Source organism: Streptomyces sp. NPDC017936 (assembly GCF_044328485.1).
GTDB lineage: Bacteria > Actinomycetota > Actinomycetes > Streptomycetales > Streptomycetaceae > Streptomyces.
Map to the genome: position 1 here is coordinate 1 of NZ_JBIRHK010000005.1, position 26,114 is coordinate 26,114.

A 26,114-nucleotide genomic window follows, 5' to 3' on the forward strand; every position below is an offset into this window, starting at 1 on the left:
TGTGGAGGTGACCGGTACTAATAGGCCGAGGGCTTGTCCTCAGTTGCTCGCGTCCACTGTGTTGGTTCTGAAACCACGAACAGCCCCATGCGTGTGCGCATGGTGCGGCGTTCACAGTTTCATAGTGTTTCGGTGGTTATAGCGTGAGGGAAACGCCCGGTCACATTCCGAACCCGGAAGCTAAGCCTTACAGCGCCGATGGTACTGCAGGGGGGACCCTGTGGGAGAGTAGGACGCCGCCGAACAAATTGTGAGAAAACCCCCGTGCCGTTCGGCACGGGGGTTTTCTGCATTCGGAGTTCTTTTTAAATGCCCCGGGTACTACGGTGAACCGCATGAGCTACGTGATCCGGTCCGTGCGTGCCGACGAGTGGGCTGCCGCAAGGGAGTTGCGGCTCCTGGCGCTGCGGGACCCGATCGCACACCTCGCCTTCCTGGAGACGTACGAGGAGGCCCTGGCGAAGCCGGACTCCTTCTGGCGGGAGCGGACGGCCGGCGTCGCCGCGGACGTCGAGGGGGCGCAGCAGGTCATCGCGGAGGGCCCGGACGGGGAGTGGGTCGGGACGTTGACCGTGCTGCTCGAGGAGGCCGGCACGAAGGACTGGGCGGGGCTGCCCGTCGAACGGTTCCAGGGGCACGTCGTCGGCGTGTTCGTACGGCCCGAGCACCGCGGATCGGGTCTGACGGAGGTGCTGTTCGACGCCGGGCTGGAGTGGGCCTGGGCGCGGGGAGTGGAGCGGGTGCGGCTCATCGTGCACGAGGACAACGGACGGGCGCGGGCCTTCTACCGCAGGGCGGGTTTCGAGCCGAGCGGGGTGGTCGTGCCGCTGCCGTCGGATCCGGACGCTCGTGAGCTGGAGTTCGTCATGGAGCGCCCCGAGGAAGCGTGAGACCGGCGGCCTCCGCCCCACAGGCCGCGGGCCCCGACTAGACCGGCAGTTCGGTGTTCGGCCAGCGGGTGCGGGCCTGTTCGCGGGACCGCAGGAGAGCCAGGGTGGGCAGGCCGCGGTCCCTGCCGGTGGCCAGGAGGTGCGGGAGCTGGGGGAGAGGGGCCACGGCCGCGATGTCGTCCAGGACCAGCGTGAGTGGTGGGTCGAGGCGACCGGAGGATGACCGTTCGGCCATGCGCCGGCCGCGCTCGACCACGCTGGAGACGAGGGCCGTGAGGAAGGGCATGGCGCCGGGACGGGTCCTCGGGTCCTCGATGGATTCGCCTACCACGTAAAGCGTTCCCCCTTCGTTCACAAAGGAATCCAAGGCGAGGGCATCACTTCGGTGCGGAGTGCACGCCTCGCGGATGTTCACCGTGGAAAGGGCGGAGAGGGCGCGGGTCGTCAGTTCCTGGGCGATGTCCCGGCGTTCGGGGTGGGAGGTGAGGGCCGCTTCGAGCTCGCCGGCCGCGCCGGAGGCCGCCTTGGGGTTCGTCCGGAGGATGCGCACCGCTTCCTGGACGGCGGTGCCCTGGGACCAGCGGTGGACGTGGCGGATGGTGCGGCCGTCGGCGGCGGCCGCGTGGAGGTAGCTGCGCAGGAGCGTTTCGGCGGTGTCGGTGACGGCCTGGTCGAGGCGGGCGGTGGGGCGTACGGGGGCCAGGAGGGCGGTGGCCCTGGCGGCCGCCGTCGCTCTGTCCTCGCAGCCGGCGATGGGGGACCAGTGCAGGCGGGCCGGGGTGTCGCAGCGGTGGGCGGGGTCGTAGAGGAGGACCGGGCCGAGCTTGGCGCGGGCGTCCTTGGTGTGCTGCCAGAGGGCGGCGCTGGAGGTGACGACGAGGACGGGCCCCTCCGCGTCGCGCACGGCCTGGGACGCGGTGACGTGGCGGACCTCGGCGGGCGCGTACAGCACCGGGCCGTCGGCACGGGCGGCTTCCCGGGCACCGGCCGGTTCGCCCGGGGACGACGGGACGGACGACGGGGGGTGCGGCACCGGCTCCGTCCTCGGCTCCGGGTGCCCCCACCCCTCCGGTCGCCTTCCCGGCTCCGGCTGTCCCCCGGCTTCCGCCGACGGTCCCGCTTCCGGCTCCGTCCGGGGGGTGGGGACCTCGTGGGGGACGGTCGGCGGGACCGGCGCCGTGTGCGGGGGAGGGGTCGGGATTCCGGCCCTGCGGCGTGCCCGTACCGCTCTCCACCGGGTCACCGTGCCGATGACGAACACCGTGAGGACGAACAGCAGCATCAGCTGGCCGATGAACAGGCCCCAGAAGAGGCCGTAGCCGGAGAGCGCGGTGGGGGCGGCGTCCGGCCAGGCGCCCGCGACGTCGTGCGGCCGGGTGATGAGGTGGCGCATGGCCAGGGGGGTGCGGCCGAAGGTGACGCCGCCGGGCCAGGCGCCGTGGGCGAGCACGGCGGCCAGGCCGGTGGCCGTCCAGACCAGCACGGCCATGCCGAGCAGGAACGCGAGCATGCCGACCAGGAGGCCGTCGGGGACGCCGCCCTGACCGCCCGCCCCGTGACCTCCCCGGCCCCGACGGTCGTCACCCGGTCTCATGGCGCCCTTCCCCTCACGCCACCGTCGACTCGGACGAGCCGTCCAGGTCGGCCGCCAGGTGCTGTTCCATGTAGGCCGCCGCCCGCTGTTCCTGCTCCAGTTCGGCGGCGCGCAGGACGTCGTCGTCGGCCAGGTCGGCGGACGACTCGGTCATGGCGCGGTCGGTGAAGACCAGGGAGCGTTCCGTCTCGGTGACCAGGTGTTTGACGACCTGGACGTTGCCGTTGACGTCCCAGACGGCGATGCCGGGGGTGAGGGTCGGGATGATCTCCACGGCCCAGCGCGGCAGGCCGAGGACACGGCCCGTCGCCCTGGCCTCGTCGGCTTTCTGGGCGTAGATGGTCCTGGTCGACGCCATCTTCAGGATCGCGGCGGCCTCCTTGGCGGCCGCGCCGTCGACGACGTCCGACAGGTGGTGGACGACGGCGACGAAGGACAGGCCGAGCCGGCGGCCGAACTTCAGCAGGCGCTGGAAGAGCTGGGCCACGAAGGGGCTGTTGATGATGTGCCAGGCCTCCTCGACCAGGAAGATGCGCTTCTTCCGGTCGGGGCGGATCCAGGTGTGCTCCAGCCAGACGCCGACGATCGCCATCAGGATCGGCATGGCGATGGAGTTGCGGTCGATGTGGGAGAGGTCGAAGACGATCAGCGGGGCGTCCAGGTCGATGCCGACCGTCGTGGGGCCGTCGAACATGCCGCGCAGGTCACCGTCGACCAGCCGGTCCAGGACGAGTGCCACGTCCAGGCCCCAGGCCCGTACGTCGTCCAGGGCGACGTTCATCGCCTCCGCCGACTCCGGTTCGGGGTGGCGGAGCTGCTCGACGATGTCGGAGAGGACCGGCTGGCGTTCGACGATCGTCTCGTTGACGTAGGCGTGGGCGACCTTCAGGGCGAAGCCGGAGCGCTCGTCCAGGCCGTGGCCCATGGCGACCTCGATGATCGTCCGGAGCAGCGCGAGCTGCCCGGTCGTCGTGATCGCGGGGTCGAGCGGGTTCAGGCGGATGCCGTGGTCCAGGGCCGCCATCGGGTCCAGACGGATGGGAGTTATTCCCAGCGCCTGCGCGATGAGGTTCCATTCGCCGACGCCGTCCTCGCCCTGGGCGTCCAGGACGACGACCTGGCGGTCGCGGAAGCGCAGCTGGCGCAGGACGTACGTCTTCTCCAGGGCGGACTTGCCGTTGCCGGACTCGCCGAGGACCAGCCAGTGCGGGGCCGGCAGCTGCTGGCCGTACAGCTGGAACGGGTCGTAGATGTAGCCCTTGCCGGAGTACACCTCGCGGCCGATGATCACGCCGGAGTCGCCGAGGCCGGGGGCGGCGGTCGGGAGGTAGACCGCCTGGGCCTGGCCGGTGGAGGTGCGGACCGGCAGACGGGTCGTCTCGACCTTGCCGAAGAGGAAGGACGTGAAGGCGTCGGTGAGGACGGACAGCGGGTCCCGCATGTGAAGCCCTACCTTCGGATGCCGGTGGCGAACGGGAGTGTGTTCACGAAGGCGCGGTGGTGCTCTCGGTCGCACCACTCCAGCTTGAGGTACGACTTTCCGGCGGACGCCCTTATCGTCCGCTTGTCGCGGGCGAGGGCCTCGGGGGTGCGGGAGGAGACGGTGATGTAGCCGACCAGGTTGACGCCGGCGGCGCCGCTGGCCAGGTCCTCGCCGCGCTGGTCGAGGCGGGAGTGGGCGGCGACGTCGCGGGGGTCCACGGTGCGGTTCATCTTGGCGGCGCGGCTCGCCTCGGCCTCGTCGTTGGTCTTCTCGGTCAGCATGCGCTCGATGGCCACCTCGGTGGGTTCGAGGTCCATCGTCACGGCGACCGTCCGGATGACGTCCGGGGTGTGGACGAGGAGCGGGGCGAGGAAGTTCACGCCGACCGGGGTCATCGGCCACTCCTTGATCCAGGCGGTGGCGTGGCACCAGGGGGCGCGGGTGGTGGACTCGCGGGTCTTCGCCTGGAGGAACGTGGGCTCCATGGCGTCGAGCTCGGCCGGCCAGGCGTTGCGCCGGGTCATCGCCTGGATGTGGTCGATGGGGTGGTCCGGGTCGTACATGGAGTGGACGAGCGACGCGAGGCGGCCCTGGCCGAGGGGCTGGCGGACGCGGATGTCCGCCTCCTGGAGGCGGGAGCAGATGTCGGTCAGCTCGCGGGCCATGACGACGGCGAGGCCGGCGTCCCGGTCCAGCTTGCGGCCGGTGCGGGGGCGGGCGGCGCGGGCCATGGCGTGGGCCTCGGCGGCCAGTTCGCGGGTGAAGTGCATGCAGGCGACGAGGTAGGCGCGGTGCTGCTCGCTGCTCGTCGACACCATGGACTGGAGCTGGTCGTACGAGGTCTGGAGCCACGGCAGGGACTTGTCGTCGCCGCGCTGGGCGACGTCCTTGGCGTGGGCGTCGGGGTCGGCGGGGAGGGTGCGGGCGAGCATCTGCAGGCGGGTGACGAAGCCGTCGCCGTTGGCCACGTGCTTGAGCAGGGTGCCGAAGCGGTCGACGAGGGCCTCCTGGTCCTCGCTGTCGCGCAGGCCGACGCCGGGTCCCTCGATCTCGATCGCGGCCGTGACGGTGCGGCGGTCGGCGTGCAGGAGGACGGCGATCTCGTCGGGGCCGAAGGGGGCGGCGAGCCAGGTGATGCGGCCGATGCCCGGGGGCGGGCCGACCTCGACCTCCTGGCCGTCGAGTCGGGTGCCGGCCTCCATGGCGCCGGAGCGGTACGTGGTCCCCTGGCGCAGGGTGCGCTTGTAGCTGCGGTTGATCTCGAACCACTTGTAGAACGTGCGGTGCTTGTACGGCATGTAGACCACGGCCAGCGCGAGCATGGGGAAGCCGGCCAGCAGCACGATGCGCAGGGCGAGGAGGGGGACGAGGAGCCCGCACATCATGCCGAGGAACGCGCCGACGACGATGAGCGCGATCTCGCCGGTCTCGCGGTTGCGGCCGACGATCGCGTTCGGCCGGGCGCGGCCGATCAGGTATGTCCGGCGGGGCGCGATCGTGTGGGACACGTGGGACTCGGTCGTCAACGCCCTTCACCTCCCGTGCGGTTGGTACTGCTGTTGCGGGTGTTGCTGGCGTGCGGGGTGTTGACCGCGCTGCTCGTGCGGGGCGGGGGTGCGGCGGAGGGGACAGATCCGCCGCCCCCGTTCGAGGTGCGCGAGCTGTGCGCGGCAACGCCGCCGGCGGCCTGGTTGGCCGGGCGGGGGCCACTGGAGGCGGACGCGCCGCCGCCGTTGCTGTCGGCGCGGGTGCTGTGCGTCTTGATGCCCTGGGCGACGAGGGTCGCCGGGGAGCTGATGACGGCGGCGGCCTTGCCCTCCGCGCCCTGCATGATGCGGTTGTTGCGGCTGCCCGCGATCTCGTCGCCGAAGCCGGGGACGAAGCGGTAGATCATCGCGCTGGCGAAGATGGCGAGCAGGATGATGGCCAGGCCGGAGACGACCGCGGAGAAGGCGTCGGGGCCGTCGTCGGCGGACAGGGCGCCGGCGAGGCCGAGCACGATCACGATGACCGGCTTGACCAGGATGACCGCGATCATGATGCCCGCCCAGCGGCGGACGTGGCCCCACAGGTTCTTGTCGACCAGGCCGGCGTAGACGACCGTGCCGAGCAGGGCGCCGACGTAGAGGAGGGCGGCCCTGATGACCAGCTCCAGCCAGAGCACGCCGGCGGCGAGGATGGAGACCAGGGAGACCACGATCAGCATGATCGGGCCGCCGCCGATGTCCTCGCCCTTCTCCAGGGCGGCGGAGAAGGTGCCGAAGAAGGTGTCGGTCTGGTCGCCGGTCGTCTTCGCGAGGACGTCCGTGATGCCGTCGGTGGCGGACACGACGGTGTAGAGGACCAGCGGGGTGAAGGCGGAGGCCAGGACGGTGAGCCAGAGGAAGCCGATGGCTTCGCCGATCGCGGTGGTCAGGGGGACTCCGCGGACCGCCCGCTTGGCCACGGCCAGCAGCCACAGCAGGAGCGTCAGGACGGTCGAGGCGGCGAAGACGACGGCGTACTGCTGGAGGAACTTGGGATTGGTGAAGTCGACGTTCGCCGTGTCCTTCACGGCCTCGCTGAGCTTGTCGACGGTCCAGGCGGCGGCGTCGGCGCAGCCCTTGGCGAGGGAGGAGAGGGGGTCGAGGGTGTCGGAGACGCCGGGGTTGGTGGTGGTGCCGGAGCGGCTCTCGCCCCTGTTGCAGTAATCCGCGGCGGGCCCACGGATGAGGTCGCAGGTGCTGTCGCTCGGAGAGGGCGACGCCGAGGGGGACGGGGCCGTCGAACCGGAGGGGGACGGATCGGGGGTCGGCACGGCGAAGGCACGGGTCGCCAGCAGGACTGCGGTGGTCTGAACGGCGACGACGGCAGCCGTCAGTTTCAGGGAAAGGTGCTTAGCGCGCATACGTGAACCCTCCGTACTCCTCGACGGCCTTCGTCATGTCGTCGGCAGTGGAGGCCTTCTGGTCGCGCCCGACCGGCACGGGTCCGTCCTTCTGCTGGAAGTCGGTGACCTTCCAGTCGTCGTTGACCCACTCGAGCCGGTACGTGGTGGTGTACCAGCTCTCGGACACGGGGTTGGTGGAAGCTTCGCCGGAGAGACCGAAGAGCGATGTGTACCAGACCTCGACGGTGGCGTCGTTCGCGCTGACCGCCGTGACCTTGGTGCCGACCGGGATGACCCGGGAGACGAAGTTCTGACCGTCCGGCGCGGTGCCGTCCTTGTCCAGGCCGATGTTGCTCAGGAACGTCGCGTTCGAGTAAGCGGTGTCCAGGGCGGACTGCCGGGCAGCGGCGACATCGGGCGCGTACACGGCGTTGACGATCTCGTGTCGTCGGGTCCCGTTGAACATCTCGGCGGATCCGAGGACCACGCAGTAGTTGGCAGCCGCGCTCTGCGCTCCCTGCCCGTCGCGCGCGAATCCCGAGGGGATCCCCGCGCTCTTCGTCTCCACCGGTTTGGTGCCGCTCGCCGCCGTGGTCGCCGTTTCCGGCTTGTCGGTCCCGGTGCGGGCGGCGGGGGAGTCGGAGTCGTCGCCCCCGCGGTTCGCGAAGGCGATCGCGGCGATGAGGAGGACGACCACGCCGACCACCGTGACCAGGCTCCGTGAGGACGAGCGGCCGGGGCGGCGGGCGCCGCCGTAGGGGTCGGCGTCGGGCAGGCGCATGCGGGTGCCCGACGGCTCGCCGTAGTCGTGTTCGTCGCTCATGCCGTGTACGCCCCCTCGTTGCCGTACCGGAACGCGTAGAAGTACGACGGTAGCCGTGCTGGTTCCCGCGCGGGCGCGGTGTGGTGACTCGACATCAGGGAGACGCAACCTCAGCCGGTGGGCGCGACGGGTGGGTGGGGTGGAGGGGGCCGGGCGTGCCCGGACGGGACTGGGGAAGGTGCGGCTACACGGCCATGCCGTACACGATCGTGAACAGTGTGCCGAGTGATCCGATGATGAAGACGCCCGTCAGACCGGCGATGATGAGGCCCTTGCCCTGTTCCGCGCTGAAGGTGTCCCGCAGGGCCGTGGCTCCGATGCGCTGCTTGGCGGCGCCCCAGATGGCGATGCCGAGGCAGATCAGGATGGCGACCGCCATCACGACCTCGATCATCACCTTCGCCTCGTTGCCCAGGCTGCCGAAGGGGCCCCAGTCCGGAGCGATCCCGCCGATGATGGTGTTGATGTCTCCCTTGTCGGCCGCAAAGAGCATGTAAGTCACCGCCCCTGGTGGGTTGTTCCACGGTCGCCCCCTGCGGTGTGCAGAGGTCACGCCTCATTCTCGCCGACAAAGCCGCCGTCGTATGTCGACTTGGCGTCTTTGGCGGTCGGGATCCGTACGAACGGCTCGTACGGTCACTCTGTGTATCACGGCAGGTCACGCCCGGCAATGAAGTCCGTGCGGAACCTGTCGTGTGGTTCCGTCGTTGACCCACTTCACGGCGTCCTGCCGCTTCTGACGGCCGGTCGGGTGAGGGGCCCTCTCGATGGTCTCATGCCGACGGGCGGTGCGCGGCGAGCGGACGGCGGCCGGATTCCACGACTCCGCCAGGTGCGGTGACGGACGGTCAGCCGATCCGTGCCCGTCCTCGGGGGACCGGAGGGCGGTGCGGCGGCTGACCCGGTGGGCCTTCGACGAACTCGGACTGCACCGGCTCCGGCTGTGCCACGCCGTGGCGAACGAGGCGTCGTGCCGGGTGGCGGGGAAGGCGGGGTACGCGTACGCGGGGACCATGCGGGGGGACGCCGTGTGAGGCTCCCGGGGACGGGGACGGGGACGGGGACGGGGACGGGGACGGGGACGGTGGTGGTGCCGGGCCGTCTGTGGGCGCGTCAGCTTTCGGCTGCCGCGTCCCCAGGTCCCGCCACGCCCTCCACCCCCTCCGCTCCCTCCACGAAGTGGTCGAACTCGCCCGCCTGCACCCCCAGGACGAACGCGTCCCATTTCCGGCGGTTCGTCGTGACGACGTTCTCCGGGTCGCTGGTCTCGCGGAGGTAGACCGGGGCCTCGCCGTCCTCGCCCTCGCCGAAGGCGATCTCGATCCAGGGGCCGGGGCCGGTCGCCTCCGGCGGGGCGGCGCGGACCCAGGTGAGGTCCGGGGGGATGTCGGGCATGGGGGCGTCCTCCTCCGGTGTGAGGGTGGTGAGCTGCGCGGCGAAGGCGGCCGGGGCCGCCGTGAGCGTCGACGTCCTCGCAGTGGTCGGCTTCCGTCCCCACCGTAGCCGCGCCCTGGTCCTGCCCCCTCCGACTTCCTGATGGCGCAAGCACACCGGGGATCGCCCGAACACCCTGCGGGCGGTCCGGGGCGGGCGGGAGCCGGCGCAGGGGTGCGGGGCCACCCGGCCGACCCCTGTGGCATGGTCATGCGGTGGATGCACTGAAAGCACACGACCCCGCCCGGATAGGGGCACACACCCTTCTCGCCCGCCTCGGCGCCGGCGGCATGGGCCAGGTCTACCTCGGCCGCTCCCCCGGCGGCCGGCTCGTCGCGCTCAAGGTCATCCGCGACGAGATCACCGACCATCCGGAGGCGCTGGCCCGGTTCCGGCGCGAGGTGGAGACGGTGCGGGCGGTGCGGAGCGCGTACACGGCGAACCTGATCGACGCGTCGCTGGAGACGGCGCCGTACTGGCTGGCGACCGAGTACGTCCCCGGGCCGACGCTGAGCAAGGCCGTGGCGGCGCGGGGGCCGATGCCCGCCGAGACGTGCCGCGCGCTGCTCGCGGCGCTGGCCGAGGGCCTCGCGGCCGTGCACGCGCACGACGTCACCCACCGGGACCTCAAGCCGCAGAACGTCATCCTCGCCGCCCAAGGCCCGCAGCTCATCGACTTCGGGATCGCGCGCAGCGCGGCGCAGACGGCGCTCACCGAGGCGGGGTTCGCGCCCGGCACGCCCGGCTACACGGCCCCCGAGGTGCTTCTGCGCAACGAGGTCGGGCCGGCCGCCGACGTCTTCGCGCTCGGTGCGACGCTCGCCCATGCCGCCACCGGCCGGTCGCCTTTCGGGTACGGGGAGCCCACAGGGGTGAACTACCGCGCCGTGCACGAGGCCATCGACCTCGGCGGCGTGGAACCGGACCTGGCCGCGCTCGTCGAGTCGTGCGTCGCCAAGGACCCGGCGGCCCGGCCCGGCCTCGCCGAGGTGATCGCGCGCTGTGGGGTGCGGACTGCGCTCATCGAGGACGCGTTCTACGGCGGGCTCGCCGGACTGGCGGAGACCCCTCCGCCGTCCCTCGTGCCGGCAGAGCCGTCCCCCGCGGCGGCAGCGGCATCGTCCGTGACGCCGCCCGGGTCCGCGGCACCGGCACCGCCGGCCCACCCGCCCTTCGGCACCCACGACCTGCCCACGGCGACCTCCCCGAACGGCAACGGCCACGGGTACACGCCCACCCAGCTGCCCCCGACGACCCCGCCGTCCCCGGCCGGCCGGCCGCGCCCGAAGGCCTGGCTGTTCGCCGGGGCGGCCGGCCTGGCCGTGGGAGTGAGCGTGGCCGCGGCACTCACCTTCCTGCCCGGGGGGAACGACGACACCGGCAGGGACAAGCTCGGCGCGGCAGGACCGGGCACCACCTCGGCGTCGGCCAGGACCTCGGTGCCGGCGAGCGCCACCACGGCGACGCCCGGCATCACGACGACGCCCAGTGCGACGGAGGACGACGGGCCGGCGCTCCAGCCGCCCGCCTACGTCGAGCAGACGAACCCCTCGCGGGACTTCTGGACGACCGACGAGTCGGCCTGGGGCGGAGGGCAGTGCAATCTGCCGGCGGAGGAACGCAGCGATCAGTTCCAGAGCTCGATCTCGGCCGCGGATTCCGACGACCCGTACACCTCGGGCAAGGGCAGGATCGGGATCCGGCTCAAGTACGAGTCCGAGGAGCCGTACTACGTCTCCGTGGCCGTGAAGTCCCCGCACGAGATCGACGCGGACACCGGCAGGCCCATCGAGGGGTCCCCCGCCCAGAACCTGGGCCTGGGGTACACCAGCAAGCCCGTCGCCATCGGCACGGACTGGACGTACCTGACGTACCCCGACGACTTCCAGCAGAACGTGCTGGGCAAGAAGTACAGCGACGCCATTCCCGTCGAGAACGACCCCGGTGACTGGACGGTGCTGTTCCTCCACGTACGGGGGGCCAAGGAGTACGCGAGCATCGACTGCCGTGGTTTCCTCTCGAAGTAGCGCACGCGACACCGACAGTCGCACGAAAGGCCGGTAAACACCGTTGTGATGGGGGAGGGTTGGGACGTGCGAAAAGTCTGGATGGTGGGCGGAGCCGCGGTCGGGCTCGGGCTGAGCTTTGTGATGCTCCTCGTCGTCGGGGTGTACGTCGTGGCGGGCAACCTCGTCAACGGCGTCGGCAAGGGGAGCGTCGGGCTGGCCAAGGGAGCCGTGCCGACGGCCTATCAGGCGCTGGTCCAGAAGTGGGGCAACCTCTGCTCCAGCATCAACCCGGCGCTTCTGGCCGCCCAGTTGTACCAGGAGAGCGGCTGGGATCCGGATATCGTCAGCCACGCCGACGCCCGCGGCATCGCCCAGTTCATCCCCGGCACGTGGGCCGCGCACGGCATCGACGGCGACGGGGACGGGGACCGCGACATCTGGGACCCGAACGACGCGATTCCCTCGGCCGCGTCCTACGACTGCGAACTCGCGAAATACGTCAAGGACGTACCGGGCGACACGACCGACAACATGCTCGCGGCCTACAACGCCGGCGCCTACCGGGTCATCAAGGCGGGCGGCGTTCCGTCGATCCGAGAGACGCAGAACTACGTCAAGACGATCCGCACCCTCGAGAAGTCCTTCGCCGCCCCCGTCACCCGGGTCGATCCCTCCGAGCAGGCCGCCGGGGCCATCTACTACGCGCAGAAGAAGCTCGGGACGCCGTATCTGTGGGGCGGGAACGGTACGCCGGAGCAGGGCGGGCGGTTCGACTGCTCGGGGCTGACCAAGGCGGCCTACGCGAGTGTCGGGATCACCCTGCCCCGGGTCGCGAACGACCAGTACAACGCCGGGCCGCACCCCGCGCGGGACGAGCTGCTGCCGGGGGACCTGGTGTTCTTCTCGCCCGACCCGCACAACTCCCGCGCCATCGATCACGTGGGGATCTACGTCGGCGGCGGATACATGATCGACGCGCCGTACACCGGTGCCGTGATCCGCTTCGACCCGATCGACACCCGCAAGTACTTCGGCGCCACCCGGGTGACCGAAGATGGCGCGAAAGCGCTCCCCACGACGATCTGAACCGGACGCTTCTCACCTTTCTGATCTGCGACGACGTATCTCTCTTCGATAACGTCTGCGTGATCATTCAGTGGAGAGTGGAACGTATCAAGCGGGGCCGTGCGTTCCTGTTGACGTAGCCGAGCAATGCCTGTGACCGAATGGACCGGCGGAAAGCGGATCTACGACCCACGGGGGTGGGCACGAGCGGCGCGCGTGAGGCGTGCGCCGGGCAGAACACGACGAAGGGCCGCAGCACCATGGCTGGACTCGCCGCATCCGGGTCGAACCCCGACGTCGACCTGCTCTACGACATCAACGGACTCGCCAAGGACGCTCCGCACTGGCTGGACCGGGTCGTCGAGTTCGTCGGCGAGTACGGGCTGCTGTTCGCCATGGTCCTGCTGGTGCTGTGGTGCTGGTGGACCGTCCGGCGGCGGCCCGGCACGGCCGAGGACGCCGCCGCCGCGGTGGCCGCGCTGGTGTGGGTGCCGCTGGCCGCCGCCGTCGCCGTGCTGGTGAACGTGCCGATCCGCGGGTTCGTGGAGCGGCCCCGGCCGTTCCTCGACCACCAGGGGCTGGAGGTGCTCGTCTCCGGCAAGACCGACTACTCCTTCGTCAGCGACCACGCCACCATCACCATGGCGATGGGCGTCGCGCTGTTCGTCGCCCACCGGAAGTTCGGGCTCGTCGGGATAGGGCTGGGGCTGCTGGAGGGCTTCTGCCGGGTGTACATGGGCGTGCACTACCCGACCGACGTGGTCGGCGGGTTCGCGCTCGGTACGGCCGTGGCGCTGCTGCTGTCCCCGGTGGCCGCGCTGCTCCTCACCCCCGTGCTGAAGGCGGTGGAGCGCTCACCCCGGGTGGGGTGGGTCGTGCGCAGCCGCTCCGCCCGGAGGTCGCAAGGAGACGCCGTGATCCCCGGGAACCGGGTGGACCCGGCCAGTGAGGAACGGGACCTCGCGGCGTAACGGCGCCGACGTCCCTCCGGCCCTCGTAGGGGCCGGAGAAGCCCCGCGGATCACGTTCCGCGCCGCGCCTTCCACAGGCTTCGTGGAGCGCGACCGCGGCGCGCGGCGGCGGGTTCCCCGGGCGGTGCGTGGACCCTCAGCCCCGGGCGTGGCCCTCGGCGTCCGCTCTGGCCAGGCTTCTGGCCCGGCGCGCCGGACCGCGCCAGCCGCAGGAGCAGCGGGCCAGGCAGAACGGGCCTTGTTCGACGGTCGAAGTGCGGTGGACTTCCTCGCCGGAGGGGGCCGGGGCGAGGGCGGAGGCCGGGGCCGAGCGGTCCTGCTGGGTCACAAGGAGAACGTTACCCAGCCCCGGCCCGCGGACTCGCACGGCGAGCGCACGTCTTCGGCCGGGCCCGCCGGAACCGCGTGACGGGGCCCGCCCGACCGTCGTTAAGCGCTGCGACGGGGGGCCCGTGACGGACGTACCGGCTGGGGGTAGGCAGGCGATGGCGGAGCGGCAGCAGCGGCGGTGGGGAACGGCGGTCGTCGCGGGGCTCGTGGCCGGGATCTGCGCCGGCGCCGCCGGATGCTCCGGCAGCGGGGCCGCCGCCGAGGACGCGCAGCCGGGCGACCCCGTCGGGACGCTGCGCCGGGCCGCCGACGCCCTGGTGGCGGCGGGCAGCTCGAAGGCGCGGACGTCGATGGAGATGGCGACCGGCGGGACCCGGGTGACCATCCGGGGCGAGGGCGTCTACGACTACCGCAGGCAGCTCGGCCGGCTGAAGGTCGTCCTGCCGCAGGACCCGGCCGGGACCAGCGCGCACCGTCCCATCACCGAGCTCCTCGCCCCGGGTGCCCTGTTCATGAAGAACCGGGGCGCCGGCGTGCCCGCCGACAAATGGGTGCGGCTGGAGACGGCGACCCTGTCCGACGGCAACCTGGTCACCGGCGGCGCCACCGACCCGTACACGGCCGCCGAGGTGCTGCGCGGGACGCGGACGGCGACGTACGTCGGGACGATCCGGCTGGCCGGCGCGCAGGTGCGGCACTACCGCGGGACGGCCGACCTGGCCGCGGCCGCGCGGGACGCCTCCGCGGGCGGCCGTGGACCGCTGGGCGCGGCGGCGCTGGGGTTCGCCACGGCCGAGGTGCCCTTCGACGTCTACCTCGACGAGCAGGGCCGCATCCGCAAGGTCCGCCACCGCTTCAGCTACGTCAACGGCGCGCGGAGGGAGGCCCTCGCGGTCGCCTCGACGACGCTGCTGTACGACTTCGGGGTCCCCGTCGATGTACGGCTTCCGGCCGTCCGGGACATCTACGCGGGCCGGATCGCCGAGGAATGAGCGGGGCCGGCGAGCCGGAGAAGGAGCGGTTTCGGACACGGGACGGGCACAAGGACTAGCCCGTCCGTGCCATGCGCGGCGTGTGGACCGCTCCTTACTCTAGGAAGCGGTGACGGCAGAGACGAGGTGACGTGCGTGGCTCCGGTCGGCGGTACGGCGGTGCAGGACCACGTGGCCCTCGCCGAGATCGAGCTGTGCGGTGAGCTGATCATCGCGGCTTCGGAGGCCGAGGAGCGGCTCAGCCTGGAGAGCATCGACGAGGTGCTCAGGGTGAGGGAGGAGCGGGAGGTCTCCGGCCGCTGAGCCGGGTGCCCGTGATCCCGCTCCGGTGACACCCGGTGCCGGGACTGCGCGAGTCGCCCATGTCACATCTGTCGCTCACGTCACGCGTCACGTCCGCAGCAGGCGGCCGATCGCCTTCGTCGCCTCCTCCACCTTCGCGTCGATCTCGTCGCCGCCCCGGAGGGCCGCGTCGGCGACGCAGTGGCGCAGGTGCTCCTCCAGCAGCTGCAGCGCGAAGGACTGGAGGGCCTTGGTGGACGCCGAGACCTGGGTGAGTATGTCGATGCAGTAGGTGTCCTCGTCGACCATGCGCTGCAGGCCGCGGATCTGGCCCTCGATGCGGCGCAGGCGCTTGAGGTGCTCGTCCTTCTGCTTGTGGTACCCGTGCACCGCCGGGTGGGCCTCGGTGGGCTCGGCCGCGGTCTCGGAGGCGGCTCCGGGAGCAGCCCCGAGTGCGGTCTCGGATGCGGCGGAGGGCGCTGCCGCGCCGGCCTCGGTGGTGGTCATCGCGTCCTCCAGATATATACCCCTACTGGGTATATCGTACCGAACTTTCCCGGGTAGGGAGCCTGTGGCCGCCGCCGTTGTGGACGGCCCCCGGACGGGACCACCCGGCAGCCCCGCTGCCGGTCCTCCCGCCCGATGGGCGACACTGGGAGACGGCCCATTAGCCGTGGCCGGATGATGCGCCTAGCATCACCCTGACCGAAACCGATGCATCCTGAGGACCCCACGTGCGCTTTCGTCTGACCCCCAGGGAGACGAGCTTCTACGACATGTTCGCCGCGTCCGCGGACAACATCGTCACCGGCTCGAAACTCCTGATGGAACTGCTCGGGGCGGACACCGCCGGCCGGGCCGAGATCGCAGAGCGTATGCGGGCCGCGGAACACGCCGGTGACGACGCCACGCACGCGATCTTCCACCAGCTGAACTCCTCGTTCATCACGCCGTTCGACCGCGAGGACATCTACTCCCTCGCCTCGTCCCTCGACGACATCATGGACTTCATGGAGGAGGCCGTCGACCTGGTCGTCCTCTACAACGTCGAGGAACTGCCCAAGGGCGTCGAGCAGCAGATCGAGGTGCTGGCGCGGGCCGCGGAGCTGACCGCGGAAGCGATGCCGAACCTGCGGACCATGCAGAACCTCACCGAGTACTGGATCGAGGTCAACCGGCTGGAGAACCAGGCGGACCAGATCCACCGGAAGCTGCTCGCCCACCTCTTCAACGGCAAGTACGACGCCATCGAGGTGCTGAAGCTCAAGCAGATCGTGGACGTGCTGGAGGAAGCGGCGGACGCGTTCGAGCACGTGGCGAACACGGTGGAGACCATCGCCGTCAAGGAGTCCTGAGCCCTTCATGGACACCTTCGCTCTGATCGTGACCATCCTGGTCGCGCTCTTCTTCACGTACACCAACGGCTTCCACGACTCGGCGAACGCGATCGCCACCTCGGTGTCGACGCGGGCGCTGACGCCGCGCGCCGCGCTGGCGATGGCGGCGGTGATGAACCTCGCCGGCGCCTTCCTGGGCTCCGGGGTCGCCAAGACCGTCAGCGAGGGGCTGATCCAGACGCCCGAGGGCTCGAAGGGGATGGGCATCCTCTTCGCGGCGCTCGTCGGCGCGATCACGTGGAACCTCATCACGTGGTACTTCGGACTGCCCTCGTCCTCGTCGCACGCGCTGTTCGGCGGCATGGTGGGGGCGGCCCTGGCCGGTGGCACGACGGTCTACTGGAACGGGGTGCTGGACAAGGTCGTCATCCCGATGTTCCTGTCGCCGTTGGTCGGCCTGCTGGTCGGCTACCTGGTCATGACCGCCATCCTGTGGCTCTTCCGGCGGGCCAATCCGCACAAGGCCAAGCGGGGCTTCCGGATCGCGCAGACGGTGTCGGCGGCCGGCATGGCGCTGGGACACGGTCTCCAGGACGCGCAGAAGACCATGGGCATCGTGGTGATGGCACTGGTCATCGCGGATGTCGAGGACTACGGGGATCCGATCCCGGTGTGGGTGAAGATCGTGTGCGCGGTGATGCTGTCGCTGGGGACCTACGCGGGCGGGTGGCGCATCATGCGGACGCTCGGGCGGAAGATCATCGAGCTGGACCCGCCGCAGGGGTTCGCCGCGGAGACGACCGGGGCGTCGATCATGTTCACGACCGCGTTCCTGTTCAAGGCGCCGATCTCGACGACGCACGTGATCACTTCGGCGATCATGGGTGTGGGGGCGACGAAGCGGATCAACGCCGTGCGGTGGGGGGTCGCCAAGAACATCGTCCTCGGCTGGTTCATCACGATGCCGGCGGCGGCGGTGGTGGCGGCGTGCGCGTTCTGGATCGTGAACCTGGCGTTTCTGTAGGCGGGGGTCTGCCCACCCACCTGCCCGTCCCGGTCGGCTGACAGCCCGGGGGTCCGGGGGCTCCGCCCCGGACCCCCGGGCTGTGCCGCGACACGTCCGCAGGGCGGGGCGTCCTGCCGACGGTGCCTTCTCCCGCCCCCGACGACACGGGCCCGCCCCCCGGGATGCAGGGGGCGGGTCCTTTGTGGCCTCGCGGTGGCACCGCCATGCAGCACCGCGAGGGGATCGGGGGGAGGGTCAGCCGAAGCGGCCGGAGATGTAGTCCTCCGTGGCCTGGACCGAGGGGTTGGAGAAGATGCGCTCCGTGTCGTCGATCTCGATGAGCCTGCCGGGCTGGCCGACGGCCGCGAGGTTGAAGAAGGCCGTGCGGTCGGAGACGCGGGCGGCCTGCTGCATGTTGTGGGTCACGATGACGATCGTGAAGCGTTCCTTCAGCTCGCCGATCAGGTCCTCGATGGCGAGGGTGGAGATGGGGTCCAGGGCCGAGCAGGGCTCGTCCATGAGGAGGACCTTCGGCTCCACCGCGATGGCGCGGGCGATGCACAGCCGCTGCTGCTGGCCGCCCGACAGGCCGGAGCCCGGCTTGTTGAGGCGGTCCTTGACCTCGTTCCAGAGGTTCGCGCCCTTGAGGGACTTCTCGACGATGTCGGCCAGCTCGGACTTCTTGTAGTTGCCGTTCAGGCGCAGACCCGCCGCCACGTTGTCGAAGATCGACATCGTGGGGAAGGGGTTCGGGCGCTGGAAGACCATGCCCACCTCGCGGCGCACCGACACGGGGTCGATGCCCTGGCCGTACAGGTCCTCGTCGTCCAGGAGCACCTTGCCCTCGACCCGGCCGCCCGGGGTCACCTCGTGCATACGGTTCAGCGTGCGCAGGAACGTCGACTTGCCGCAGCCGGACGGGCCGATGAACGCCGTCACCGAGCGCGGCTCGACCGTCATCGAGATGTCCTCGATCGCCTTGTGGGAGCCGTAGTAGGCGGTCAGTCCGCTTACGTCGATTCGCTTGGCCATGTCTCTACTTCACTTCCAGGGTCCGGGGGTCGCTGAGTGGCCCCGTGCGGCGACAGCCGCGGATCGATGCTTTAGCGACCGGTCTTCGGGGCCTTCCAGCGGGCGATGCCGCGGGCCACCAGGTTGAGGATCATCACGAAGGCGATCAGCGTGAGCGATGCCGCCCAGGCGCGGTCGTAGGCCGCCTGTGAACCTGCGCTCTGCGAGTACTGCTGGTAGATGTACAGCGGCAGCGAGGCCTGCGCACCCTCGAAGGGGTTGGCGTTGATGAAGGGGTTTCCGAAGACGAGCAGCAGGACGGGAGCCGTCTCGCCGGCGATGCGCGCCACGGAGAGCATGACGCCGGTGATGATGCCGCCGATGGAGGTGGGGACGACCACCTTCAGGATCGTGCGCCATTTCGGTACGCCCAGTGCCAGGGAGGCCTCGCGCAGCTCGTTCGGGACGAGCTTGAGCATCTCCTCCGTCGAGCGTACGACGACCGGCATCATCAGGATCGCCAGGGCCAGCGAGCCGGCGAACCCGAAGGGCTGCATGTCGAACATCAGCATGAGGCTGAGGATGAAGAGACCGGCGACGATGGACGGGATGCCCGTCATCACGTCCACGAAGAAGGTGACGGCCTTGGCCAGGCTGCCCCGGCCGTACTCCACCAGGTAGATCGCGGTGAGGATGCCGATCGGGGCGCCGATCAGGGTGGCGAGGCCGACCTGCTCGAGGCTGCCGAGGATGGCGTGGTAGATGCCGCCGCCCGGCTCGGAGTCGGCGACGACGCCCATGGAGTGGGTCAGGAAGTAGACGTCCAGGACCTCCGTGCCGCGCTGGACCGTGGCCCAGATCAGGGAGGCCAGCGGCACCACGGCGAGGAGGAAGGCGACCCAGACCAGGGCGGTCGCGATGCGGTCCTTGGCCTGGCGGCGGCCCTCGACGCGGGCCGCGATGACGTAGGTGCCGAGGACGAAGAGGAGCCCGGCGATCAGGCCCCACTGGACACGGCTGTCCAGGCCGGTGCCGAGGCCGATGGCGACGGCGGCGGCGACGGAGCCGGCCGCGATGGCCCAGGGGGTCCACTTGGGCAGGCTGGCGCCGCGCAGGGTGCTGGGGCGCTTGTCGGTGACGGCTGCGGTGCTCATGCGTTGGCCCCCGAGTACTCCTTGCGGCGGGCGATGATCGCGCGGGCCGCGCCGTTGACCAGCAGGGTGATGACGAACAGGACCAGACCGGAGGCGATGAGCGCGTCGCGGCCGAACTCCGTCGCCTCGTTGAACTTGCTGGCGATGTTCTGGGCGAAGGTGCCGCCGCCGGGGTTCAGCAGGCTGGCGTGGATGTCGAAGTCCGGGGAGAGGACGGTGGCCACCGCCATCGTCTCGCCGAGCGCGCGGCCGAGGCCGAGCATCGACGCGGAGATCACACCGGAGCGGCCGAAGGGCAGGACCGCCATGCGGACCACTTCCCAGCGGGTCGCGCCGAGCGCCAGGGCCGCTTCCTCGTGCGTCTGCGGGACCTGGCGGAAGACCTCGCGGCTGACGTTGGTGATGATCGGCAGGATCATGATGGCGAGCAGGATGCCGACGGTGAGCATCGAGCGCGGGGCGCCCTCGTCCCAGGAGAAGATCCCGGTCCAGCCCAGGTAGTCGTCCAGCCAGCCGAACAGGCCGTCGAGGTGCGGCACGAGGATCAGCGCGCCCCACAGGCCGTACACGATGGACGGCACGGCGGCGAGCAGATCGATCACGTACGCGATCGGGCCGCTCAGCCGGCGCGGGGCGTAGTGGGTGAGGAACAGGGCGATGGCGACCGCGACCGGGACCGCGACGACCATCGCGATCACCGAGGAGACCACCGTTCCGAAGGCGAGGACGGCGATGCCGAACTTCGGGGGGACGAGGTTGGTGTTCCACTCGAAGGCGGTGAGGAAGTTCGCCTCGTCCTCGCTGATGGCGAGGGACGCGCGATAGGCGAGGAAGACCGCGATCGCCGCCATGATCACCAGCAGCAGGATGCCCGACCCGCGGGAGAGCCCGAGGAAGATCCGGTCTCCGGGCCGGGTGGCGCCGCGGGCGGCGCGCTTCTGCTCGGTCGGGGTCGGCGGAGCCGTGGGGAGAGGGATGTGGTCCGTTGACTTGTGTGTCGATATGTCCATGGGGTTCTCCGGTCTGCGGAGCCGCTCGGTGGTGGGCGGCTCGGGCGGGGCCGGATGTGCGGGTGGCCCCTGGCGGCGGTGCACCGGACGGTGCGGTCCGGACCGGGTCCCCCCGGCGCCGGACCGCACCTTCAGATCAGCTCAGGCCCTCGATGGTGGTGCGGACCTTGGAGATGATGGCGTCGGGGATCGGCGCGTAGTCGATGCCCGAGAGGATGCCCTGGCCCTCCTCGCCGGCGATGTAGCGCAGGAACGCCTTGGTGGCGGGCAGGGTGTCGGACTTGTTGCCCTTGTCGCAGACGATCTCGTACGTGACCAGGGTGATCGGGTAGGCGCCCTCGGCCTTGGTGGCGTAGTTGATCTTGAGCGCCAGGTCCTGGCCGGTGCCGACGACCTGGGCGTCCGCGATGGCCTTGGTCGCGCCGTCGGAGGAGGCCTTGACCGGGGAGGCGGCGCCCGTGTCGATGGCGACCGTGCCCAGGCCGTCCTTGGCGTACGACAGCTCCATGTAGCCGATGGCGCCGTTGGTCTGCTTCACGCCCTGGGCGACGCCGGAGGAGCCGGACGCGGACTGGCCGCCCTTGGCCTGCCAGGCCTTGCCGCCCTCGTACGGCCACTCGCTCTTGGCGGTGGCGATCAGGTACTTGGTGAAGTTGTCCGTGGTGCCGGACTCGTCCGAGCGGTGGTACGGCTGGATCTTCAGGTCGGGGAGCTGGGCGTCGGGGTTCAGCGCCGCGATGGCCTTGTCGTTCCAGTTGGTGATCTTGCCGTTGAAGATCTTGGCGATCGTCGGGGCGTCCAGGACGAGGTTGTCCACACCGGAGAGGTTGTAGGCGACGGCGATGGGGCCGCCGACCATCGGCAGGTCGATGCCCTGGCCGCCGGAGCAGACCTTCTGGGAGGCGGTGATCTCGTCGGGCTTCAGCGCGGAGTCGGAACCGGCGAAGGCGACCTGGCCCTGGGTGAACGCGGTGACGCCGGCGCCCGAGCCGGAGCCCTTGTAGTTGACCTGGACGCCGTTGCAGGCCTGCGTGAAGTTCTTGACCCAGGCGTCGATCGCGTTCTTCTGCGCGGAGGAGCCGTCGGCGAGCAGCTGCCCCTTGGCGTCGTCGCACTTGATGGAGCCGGCCGCGGCCGTGGCGGAGGACGTGCCGTTGCCGGAAGAACCGGTGTCGTCGGAACCGCACGCCGTGAGGGCCAGGGCGCCGGAGACGGCGAGAGCACCGAGGGTGAGGGCCCGCCGGTTCATGCGCTGAAGCTTCACTTGAGGGAGATCCTTCCAGGAGCCGCCGTCCTGAATTCGGCGGCGTGCGAAAGTCTGGGTGGAGCGGGCGCGCCCTCTGGGCCGCGCGTCGCACCGCGTAAGGCCGAAATTAGGCAGATCAGGTGAAGGCGCCTACGGGCGTGAATGAACGCGGGGTGAACCCCTGGGGACGGTGCGGTTAGGTCACGGAACGCTTACGTCGAGGACACGGGGTGATGCCGGGCCGGTCCGGGCGGGTCCGGGCCGGTCCGGGCGCCCCTGGTCCGGACCGGGTCCGGGCCGGGCGGGCCGGATCGATCCGCGCGCGTGAGTCCGGATCAGTCCGGACTATGTCAGGTGCAGTGCCGACAGCAGGGCGTCCACCAGCGTACGGTCCCTCGGCTGGGTGAGGCGGTGGCGCGCGGCGGCCGGGGAGAGCCAGAGGATGCGGTCCACCTCGTCGTTCGGGGTGAATCCGCCGGAGACGGCCTCGGCCGCCCAGTAGCGGACCTCCTTGGGGCGGCCCTGCGCGAGGTAGCGGTGCGTGGGGAGCGGGGAGCCCAGGCGGGGCGTGTATCCCGTCTCCTCCGCCACCTCGCGCACCGCGCCGGTCCTCGCCTCCTCGTCCTGCTTCAGTTTTCCCTTGGGGTGCGACCAGTCGTCGTACTTCGGCCGGTGGACGAGACATACCTCCAGCTCACCGTCGATCGGCGAACGGCGCCAGAGGACGCAGCCGGCTGCCTGGACGGGGGTGTCTTGGGGGGAGCTCACCGGGTCACCGCCTCCTAGTGCGGGCGAACGGGGCCGTGCTGGGTCGGACGGGGCGGGGTGCGGCGGGCCGTGCCGGTCCGGGGTGCGGGGGGCCGCGCCGCCGGTTCCGGTGCGGGCCCGGGAAGCCGGCTAGGGCGCGGTCGTGCCGACGGTCTGCGCCTGCCACGAACGCTGGAAGGCGTACCGGGCCGCCTCCACCTCGTGCCGCTGGTCCGCGTGGAGCACGCCGAGCGCGTACGCCGTGGCCGGGGCGATCCGCGGGGTGCGGGCCGCGTGGGCCGCGGCGGCCGCCGCCTCCGAGGCGTCGCGGTGCCGGTCGAGGGCCTGGCCGGCGGAGAGCAGCCGCACGTCCGGCGGGACGTCGCCGCCGTGCAGGACCTCCAGGGCGTAGCGGTGCAGCCGCAGCAGGAGGCGGACCTGGTGCCAGGGCGCGTCCTGCGGGTGGGGTGCGGGGTCCGGGGACAGGCCGTGGACCAGGGCCTCGGCGTTGTACGGATGCCCCGCGGTGACCAGGGGGAGCGCGGCGACGGCGTCCGTGAGGCGGTCCAGCGCCGCGGCCGCCAGGGGGCGCAGGTCCGTGCCGGCGGCCGCGGGGGTGAGGGGGACCTCGCTCGCCAGGACGGCGACCTTGTCCGCCACGGCGTGGAAGCGGGAGGAGCCCAGGGCCTGGAGCGCGGTGGAGTGCGCCCGGGTGCGGGCGAGGGTGAGCTGGCGGTCGAGGAGGGCGCCCGCCTTCGCCGCGCCCACGGTGAGGTTGCCGCGGTCCGGGACGACGGCGGCGGGGGCCGTCCCGCCGGACGCCGCCCTGTGCGCGGCGGGGGCCGCCCCGCCGGCCCGGCCGCCCGCGCCCACGGAGGCGCGGGAGCCCGAGAAGCCCGTGGCGGAGCCCGCGAGGGCGCGGCCGCCGTCGACGCCCGCGACCACGTCCGTCACGCCGGCGGCCGTGATCACGCCGGTCGCTCCGGCGGCCGTGACCACGCCCGTCGCGTCGGCGCCCGCGACCGTGCCCGCCCCGGACGCGTGCGACGGGCCCTCCGCGCCCGCCGCCGTCCGCACCGGGACCGCCGAGGCCCCCGACAGGCGGTGCAGGGCCAGCAACAGGCGTTCCAGACGGGCCTCACAGGCGTGTTCGAGGGCCAGCGTGCCGGACAGCCAGGCCAGTTCGGGGCGCAACTCCTCGGACCAGCCGGTGTCGAGGAGCGGGCGGAAGGTGTGCAGGCTGCCGCTGATGCGGCGGGCCGCACGGCGCAGCGCACGGGCCGCGTCGACCGGTTCCCCCGCGTCCGTCGAGCCGTTCGGCGCGCCGCCGCCGGTCTCCCCGTGCAGGCGCAGCGCGCGGAGGAACTCCGTGGCCTGGCCCCGCAGGTAGGCCGCGAGGGCCTCCCCCGTCGTCATGGGCCCGGCCGCGGAGTCCGTCGGGTCATGGTGTCGCTGTGCCACGCCGGCGCCTCCGGGCGTCTATGAGCATCTCCTGGACGTTGCGCAGGGGCACGCCGTCCGCGTCGGTGGCGTGCCGGGTCCACTCACCGTCGGGACCGAGGTGCCAGGAGGAGGTGGTGTCCGACATCCCGGTCTCCATCAGCCGGTTCAGGGCCGCGCGGTGAGCCGGGTCGGTGACCCTGACCAGGGCCTCGATACGACGGTCGAGGTTGCGGTGCATCATGTCCGCGCTGCCGATCCACACCTCGGGCTCGCCGCCGTTGCCGAAGGCGAACACGCGGGAGTGCTCGAGGAAGCGGCCCAGGATCGAGCGGACGCGGATGTTCTCCGACAGGCCGGGCACGCCCGGGCGGACCGCGCAGATGCCGCGCACCCAGACGTCGACGGGCACGCCGGCCTGGGACGCCCGGTAGAGGGCGTCGATGATCGCCTCGTCCACCATGGAGTTGACCTTGACGCGGACGTAGGCGGGACGTCCCGCGCGGTGGTGCTGGATCTCCTTGTCGATCCGTGAGACGAGGCCGTCGCGCAGGGACTTGGGGGCGACCAGCAGCCGTCGGTAGGTCTCGCGGCGGGAGTAGCCGGAGAGCCGGTTGAAGAGGTCGGAGAGGTCCGCGCCGACCTGCGGGTCGGAGGTGAGCAGGCCGAGGTCCTCGTACAGCCGGGCCGTCTTCGGGTGGTAGTTGCCGGTGCCGACGTGGCTGTAGCGGCGGAGCGTCTCGCCCTCCTGACGGACCACCAGGGACAGCTTGCAGTGGGTCTTCAGGCCGACGAGGCCGTAGACCACGTGGCAGCCGGCCTCCTCCAGTTTGCGGGCCCACTTGATGTTGGCGTGCTCGTCGAAGCGGGCCTTGATCTCGACCAGGACGAGGACCTGCTTGCCGGACTCGGCGGCGTCGATCAGCGCGTCGACGATCGGGGAGTCGCCGGAGGTCCGGTACAGCGTCTGCTTGATCGCGAGGACGTCCGGGTCGGCGGCCGCCTGCTCCAGGAAGGCCTGGACGGACGTCGAGAAGGAGTCGTACGGGTGGTGCAGCAGCACGTCCCGGCTGCGCAGGGCGCCGAAGATGTCCGGCGGGCTCGCGGACTCGACCTCGGCGAGGTCGCGGTGGGTGCCGGCGATGAACTTCTGGTACTTCAGCTCGGGCCGGTCGAGGCTGTGGATGCGGAAGAGGCCCGTGAGGTCCAGGGGGCCCGGCAGCGGGTACACCTCGGACTCGCTGATCTTCAGCTCGCGCACCAGCAGGTCGAGGACCTCGCGGTCGATCGACTCCTCGACCTCCAGGCGCACCGGCGGCCCGAAGCGGCGCCGCATGAGCTCCTTCTCCAGGGCCTGGAGGAGGTTCTCGGCGTCGTCCTCCTCGACCTCCAGGTCCTCGTTGCGGGTGAGGCGGAAGGCGTGGTGCTCCAGCACCTCCATGCCCGGGAACAGTTCCTCCAGGTGCGCGGCGATGACGTCCTCGATGGGGACGTACCGGCCGGGGGAGCTCTCCAGGAAGCGGGACAGCAGCGGCGGCACCTTGACGCGCGCGAAGTGCTTGTGGCCGCTGACGGGGTTGCGTACGACGACGGCCAGGTTCAGCGACAGGCCGGAGATGTACGGGAACGGGTGCGCGGGGTCGACCGCCAGCGGCGTGAGGACCGGGAAGATCTGGTGCCGGAAGAGCGTGAAGAGGCGGGCCTGCTCCTTCTCCGTCAGCTCGCTCCAGCGGACCAGGTGGATGCCCTCCTCCGCGAGCGCGGGGGCGACGTCCTCGTGGTAGCAGGCGGCGTGCCGGGCCATCAGTTCGCGGGAGCGGGCCCAGATCATCTCCAGGACCTCGCGGGGCTGGAGGCCGGAGGCGGAGCGGGTGGCGACGCCGGTGGCGATGCGGCGCTTCAGACCGGCCACCCGGACCATGAAGAACTCGTCGAGGTTGCTCGCGAAGATGGCGAGGAAGTTCGCCCGCTCCAGGAGGGGCGTGTTCGGGTCCTCGGCGAGTTCCAGGACGCGCTCGTTGAACGCGAGCCAGCTGCGTTCCCGGTCGAGGAAACGTCCCTGCGGCAGCTGGATAGCGTCCGACCGCGACTCCTCGTAGGCGTCGAGATCGGCATCGATGTCCGGTTCCAGATCGGACACCGCGGCGGACACCGTGTGCGGGCGGTGCGCGGCTATGGAGCCCACGGAGGGCTGCGAGTGCTGGACCTGTGCCTGGGTGTTCTGGCTCATGAACCCATTGTTCCGCGCCAGGACCGGCACAGTCGCGTCGGAACGTGCGGGTGGGATCACGGTGGCACTCCCGTCGGGGTGGTCCCCCTCGGGGGGCGGCGAAGCCTCGGGCACGGCGGGGTTCATTGACCGAGCGTCGCAAGGCCGTCTGAACCGACGGTTACGGCGACATGGCGTGTGGGATATCGGGG

The 26,114-nt window shown here is 71.2% G+C and carries 25 protein-coding genes and 1 rRNA gene; 10 read left to right on the forward strand and 16 right to left on the reverse strand.

Annotation, left to right across the window (positions count from 1 at the left end):
* Positions 1 to 128 precede the first annotated feature (128 nt).
* Positions 129 to 245 (forward strand): 5S ribosomal RNA (gene rrf / locus ACH4F6_RS11755).
* Positions 246 to 335: 90 nt separating this feature from the next.
* A complete protein-coding gene (locus ACH4F6_RS11760) occupies positions 336 to 890 on the forward strand; it encodes a GNAT family N-acetyltransferase (RefSeq protein WP_397959851.1) in 555 nt (184 codons plus the stop codon).
* Between the two features lie 37 nt (positions 891 to 927).
* Here ACH4F6_RS11760 and ACH4F6_RS11765 read toward each other — a convergent pair whose 3' ends face one another.
* The 6 genes from ACH4F6_RS11765 to ACH4F6_RS11790 all read right to left on the reverse strand — a co-directional run bounded on the left by ACH4F6_RS11765 (position 928) and on the right by ACH4F6_RS11790 (position 8,152).
* Positions 928 to 2,484, reverse strand: coding sequence for a TraM recognition domain-containing protein (locus ACH4F6_RS11765; RefSeq protein WP_397959852.1), 1,557 nt, complete (start codon positions 2,482 to 2,484; stop codon positions 928 to 930).
* Between the two features lie 13 nt (positions 2,485 to 2,497).
* Positions 2,498 to 3,925, reverse strand: a complete 1,428-nt coding sequence (locus ACH4F6_RS11770) for an ATP-binding protein (protein ID WP_397959853.1) — start codon at positions 3,923 to 3,925, stop codon at positions 2,498 to 2,500.
* An 8-nt stretch (positions 3,926 to 3,933) separates the two neighbouring features.
* Positions 3,934 to 5,493 (reverse strand): SCO6880 family protein, encoded by a 1,560-nt coding sequence (locus ACH4F6_RS11775; RefSeq protein ID WP_397959854.1) that lies wholly within the window; start codon positions 5,491 to 5,493, stop codon positions 3,934 to 3,936.
* On the reverse strand, positions 5,490 to 6,854 hold the full coding sequence (locus tag ACH4F6_RS11780) for a hypothetical protein (RefSeq protein WP_397959855.1): 1,365 nt from the start codon (positions 6,852 to 6,854) through the stop codon (positions 5,490 to 5,492). Before ACH4F6_RS11780 ends, ACH4F6_RS11775 begins: the two co-directional genes overlap by 4 nt.
* On the reverse strand, positions 6,844 to 7,659 hold the full coding sequence (locus tag ACH4F6_RS11785; RefSeq protein ID WP_397959856.1) for a hypothetical protein: 816 nt from the start codon (positions 7,657 to 7,659) through the stop codon (positions 6,844 to 6,846). The genes ACH4F6_RS11780 and ACH4F6_RS11785 overlap by 11 nt, the downstream gene beginning before the upstream one ends.
* A gap of 184 nt (positions 7,660 to 7,843) precedes the next feature.
* Positions 7,844 to 8,152 (reverse strand): hypothetical protein, encoded by a 309-nt coding sequence (locus tag ACH4F6_RS11790; RefSeq protein WP_004000049.1) that lies wholly within the window; start codon positions 8,150 to 8,152, stop codon positions 7,844 to 7,846.
* A 394-nt stretch (positions 8,153 to 8,546) separates the two neighbouring features.
* On the opposite strand from ACH4F6_RS11790, the gene ACH4F6_RS11795 reads away from it, so the two are divergent.
* Positions 8,547 to 8,693 (forward strand): GNAT family N-acetyltransferase, encoded by a 147-nt coding sequence (locus ACH4F6_RS11795; RefSeq protein WP_397959857.1) that lies wholly within the window; start codon positions 8,547 to 8,549, stop codon positions 8,691 to 8,693.
* A 79-nt stretch (positions 8,694 to 8,772) separates the two neighbouring features.
* On the opposite strand, the gene ACH4F6_RS11800 is transcribed toward ACH4F6_RS11795, so the two are convergent.
* On the reverse strand, positions 8,773 to 9,054 hold the full coding sequence (locus ACH4F6_RS11800) for a DUF397 domain-containing protein (RefSeq protein WP_397959858.1): 282 nt from the start codon (positions 9,052 to 9,054) through the stop codon (positions 8,773 to 8,775).
* 254 nt (positions 9,055 to 9,308) lie between these two features.
* On the opposite strand from ACH4F6_RS11800, the gene ACH4F6_RS11805 reads away from it, so the two are divergent.
* From ACH4F6_RS11805 to ACH4F6_RS11815, 3 genes are all read left to right on the forward strand, one after another.
* Positions 9,309 to 11,120 carry a serine/threonine-protein kinase gene (locus ACH4F6_RS11805; protein ID WP_397959859.1) on the forward strand — a complete coding sequence of 604 codons (1,812 nt, stop codon included), beginning with the start codon at positions 9,309 to 9,311 and terminating at the stop codon, positions 11,118 to 11,120.
* A 48-nt stretch (positions 11,121 to 11,168) separates the two neighbouring features.
* Entirely contained in the window at positions 11,169 to 12,188 is a 1,020-nt protein-coding gene (locus tag ACH4F6_RS11810) for an NlpC/P60 family protein (protein WP_397959860.1), read from the forward strand.
* 239 nt (positions 12,189 to 12,427) lie between these two features.
* On the forward strand, positions 12,428 to 13,138 hold the full coding sequence (locus tag ACH4F6_RS11815; protein ID WP_397959861.1) for a phosphatase PAP2 family protein: 711 nt from the start codon (positions 12,428 to 12,430) through the stop codon (positions 13,136 to 13,138).
* Between the two features lie 136 nt (positions 13,139 to 13,274).
* On the opposite strand, the gene ACH4F6_RS11820 is transcribed toward ACH4F6_RS11815, so the two are convergent.
* Complete coding sequence (locus tag ACH4F6_RS11820) at positions 13,275 to 13,466, reverse strand: hypothetical protein (protein WP_397959862.1); 192 nt, start codon at positions 13,464 to 13,466, stop codon at positions 13,275 to 13,277.
* 157 nt (positions 13,467 to 13,623) lie between these two features.
* On the opposite strand from ACH4F6_RS11820, the gene ACH4F6_RS11825 reads away from it, so the two are divergent.
* Both ACH4F6_RS11825 and ACH4F6_RS11830 read left to right on the forward strand, forming a co-directional pair.
* A complete protein-coding gene (locus ACH4F6_RS11825; protein WP_397959863.1) occupies positions 13,624 to 14,460 on the forward strand; it encodes a hypothetical protein in 837 nt (278 codons plus the stop codon).
* A 135-nt stretch (positions 14,461 to 14,595) separates the two neighbouring features.
* Complete coding sequence (locus tag ACH4F6_RS11830; RefSeq protein WP_397960353.1) at positions 14,596 to 14,763, forward strand: hypothetical protein; 168 nt, start codon at positions 14,596 to 14,598, stop codon at positions 14,761 to 14,763.
* Between the two features lie 87 nt (positions 14,764 to 14,850).
* Here ACH4F6_RS11830 and ACH4F6_RS11835 read toward each other — a convergent pair whose 3' ends face one another.
* A complete protein-coding gene (locus ACH4F6_RS11835; RefSeq protein WP_397959864.1) occupies positions 14,851 to 15,249 on the reverse strand; it encodes a metal-sensitive transcriptional regulator in 399 nt (132 codons plus the stop codon).
* A 227-nt stretch (positions 15,250 to 15,476) separates the two neighbouring features.
* On the opposite strand from ACH4F6_RS11835, the gene ACH4F6_RS11840 reads away from it, so the two are divergent.
* Positions 15,477 to 16,097: a DUF47 domain-containing protein gene (locus ACH4F6_RS11840; RefSeq protein WP_189942130.1), complete on the forward strand. Its 621-nt coding sequence runs from the start codon at positions 15,477 to 15,479 to the stop codon at positions 16,095 to 16,097.
* Positions 16,098 to 16,104: 7 nt separating this feature from the next.
* Positions 16,105 to 17,103 (forward strand): anion permease, encoded by a 999-nt coding sequence (locus ACH4F6_RS11845; protein ID WP_397959865.1) that lies wholly within the window; start codon positions 16,105 to 16,107, stop codon positions 17,101 to 17,103.
* Between the two features lie 237 nt (positions 17,104 to 17,340).
* Here ACH4F6_RS11845 and pstB read toward each other — a convergent pair whose 3' ends face one another.
* The 7 genes from pstB to ACH4F6_RS11880 all read right to left on the reverse strand — a co-directional run bounded on the left by pstB (position 17,341) and on the right by ACH4F6_RS11880 (position 26,049).
* Positions 17,341 to 18,117 carry a phosphate ABC transporter ATP-binding protein PstB gene (pstB, locus tag ACH4F6_RS11850; protein ID WP_397959866.1) on the reverse strand — a complete coding sequence of 259 codons (777 nt, stop codon included), beginning with the start codon at positions 18,115 to 18,117 and terminating at the stop codon, positions 17,341 to 17,343.
* 71 nt (positions 18,118 to 18,188) lie between these two features.
* The gene (gene pstA / locus ACH4F6_RS11855; protein WP_397959867.1) at positions 18,189 to 19,250 is read right to left on the reverse strand and encodes a phosphate ABC transporter permease PstA; all 1,062 of its coding nucleotides are present in this window, start codon (positions 19,248 to 19,250) and stop codon (positions 18,189 to 18,191) included.
* Positions 19,247 to 20,260 carry a phosphate ABC transporter permease subunit PstC gene (pstC, locus tag ACH4F6_RS11860; RefSeq protein WP_397959868.1) on the reverse strand — a complete coding sequence of 338 codons (1,014 nt, stop codon included), beginning with the start codon at positions 20,258 to 20,260 and terminating at the stop codon, positions 19,247 to 19,249. The genes pstA and pstC overlap by 4 nt, the downstream gene beginning before the upstream one ends.
* A 136-nt stretch (positions 20,261 to 20,396) precedes the next feature.
* Positions 20,397 to 21,524: a phosphate ABC transporter substrate-binding protein PstS gene (gene pstS / locus ACH4F6_RS11865; RefSeq protein ID WP_397959869.1), complete on the reverse strand. Its 1,128-nt coding sequence runs from the start codon at positions 21,522 to 21,524 to the stop codon at positions 20,397 to 20,399.
* 327 nt (positions 21,525 to 21,851) lie between these two features.
* Positions 21,852 to 22,274 (reverse strand): NUDIX hydrolase, encoded by a 423-nt coding sequence (locus ACH4F6_RS11870; RefSeq protein ID WP_397959870.1) that lies wholly within the window; start codon positions 22,272 to 22,274, stop codon positions 21,852 to 21,854.
* A gap of 129 nt (positions 22,275 to 22,403) precedes the next feature.
* A complete protein-coding gene (locus ACH4F6_RS11875; protein WP_397959871.1) occupies positions 22,404 to 23,714 on the reverse strand; it encodes a CHAD domain-containing protein in 1,311 nt (436 codons plus the stop codon).
* Positions 23,695 to 26,049: an RNA degradosome polyphosphate kinase gene (locus ACH4F6_RS11880; RefSeq protein WP_397959872.1), complete on the reverse strand. Its 2,355-nt coding sequence runs from the start codon at positions 26,047 to 26,049 to the stop codon at positions 23,695 to 23,697. The genes ACH4F6_RS11875 and ACH4F6_RS11880 overlap by 20 nt, the downstream gene beginning before the upstream one ends.
* Between the last annotated feature and the right edge of the window lie 65 nt (positions 26,050 to 26,114).

Bases quoted from the DNA above. Each gene is read 5' to 3' on its own strand.
- ACH4F6_RS11760 (WP_397959851.1), top strand. From the start codon at position 336: ATGAGCTACGTGATCCGGTCCGTGCGTGCCGACGAGTGGGCTGCCGCA.
- ACH4F6_RS11765 (WP_397959852.1), bottom strand. From the start codon at position 2,484: ATGAGACCGGGTGACGACCGTCGGGGCCGGGGAGGTCACGGGGCGGGC.
- ACH4F6_RS11770 (WP_397959853.1), bottom strand. From the start codon at position 3,925: ATGCGGGACCCGCTGTCCGTCCTCACCGACGCCTTCACGTCCTTCCTC.
- ACH4F6_RS11780 (WP_397959855.1), bottom strand. From the start codon at position 6,854: ATGCGCGCTAAGCACCTTTCCCTGAAACTGACGGCTGCCGTCGTCGCC.
- ACH4F6_RS11785 (WP_397959856.1), bottom strand. From the start codon at position 7,659: ATGAGCGACGAACACGACTACGGCGAGCCGTCGGGCACCCGCATGCGC.
- ACH4F6_RS11790 (WP_004000049.1), bottom strand. From the start codon at position 8,152: ATGCTCTTTGCGGCCGACAAGGGAGACATCAACACCATCATCGGCGGG.
- ACH4F6_RS11800 (WP_397959858.1), bottom strand. From the start codon at position 9,054: ATGCCCGACATCCCCCCGGACCTCACCTGGGTCCGCGCCGCCCCGCCG.
- ACH4F6_RS11810 (WP_397959860.1), top strand. From the start codon at position 11,169: ATGGGGGAGGGTTGGGACGTGCGAAAAGTCTGGATGGTGGGCGGAGCC.
- ACH4F6_RS11815 (WP_397959861.1), top strand. From the start codon at position 12,428: ATGGCTGGACTCGCCGCATCCGGGTCGAACCCCGACGTCGACCTGCTC.
- ACH4F6_RS11825 (WP_397959863.1), top strand. From the start codon at position 13,624: ATGGCGGAGCGGCAGCAGCGGCGGTGGGGAACGGCGGTCGTCGCGGGG.
- ACH4F6_RS11835 (WP_397959864.1), bottom strand. From the start codon at position 15,249: ATGACCACCACCGAGGCCGGCGCGGCAGCGCCCTCCGCCGCATCCGAG.
- ACH4F6_RS11845 (WP_397959865.1), top strand. From the start codon at position 16,105: ATGGACACCTTCGCTCTGATCGTGACCATCCTGGTCGCGCTCTTCTTC.
- pstB (WP_397959866.1), bottom strand. From the start codon at position 18,117: ATGGCCAAGCGAATCGACGTAAGCGGACTGACCGCCTACTACGGCTCC.
- pstA (WP_397959867.1), bottom strand. From the start codon at position 19,250: ATGAGCACCGCAGCCGTCACCGACAAGCGCCCCAGCACCCTGCGCGGC.
- pstC (WP_397959868.1), bottom strand. From the start codon at position 20,260: ATGGACATATCGACACACAAGTCAACGGACCACATCCCTCTCCCCACG.
- ACH4F6_RS11880 (WP_397959872.1), bottom strand. From the start codon at position 26,049: ATGAACCCCGCCGTGCCCGAGGCTTCGCCGCCCCCCGAGGGGGACCAC.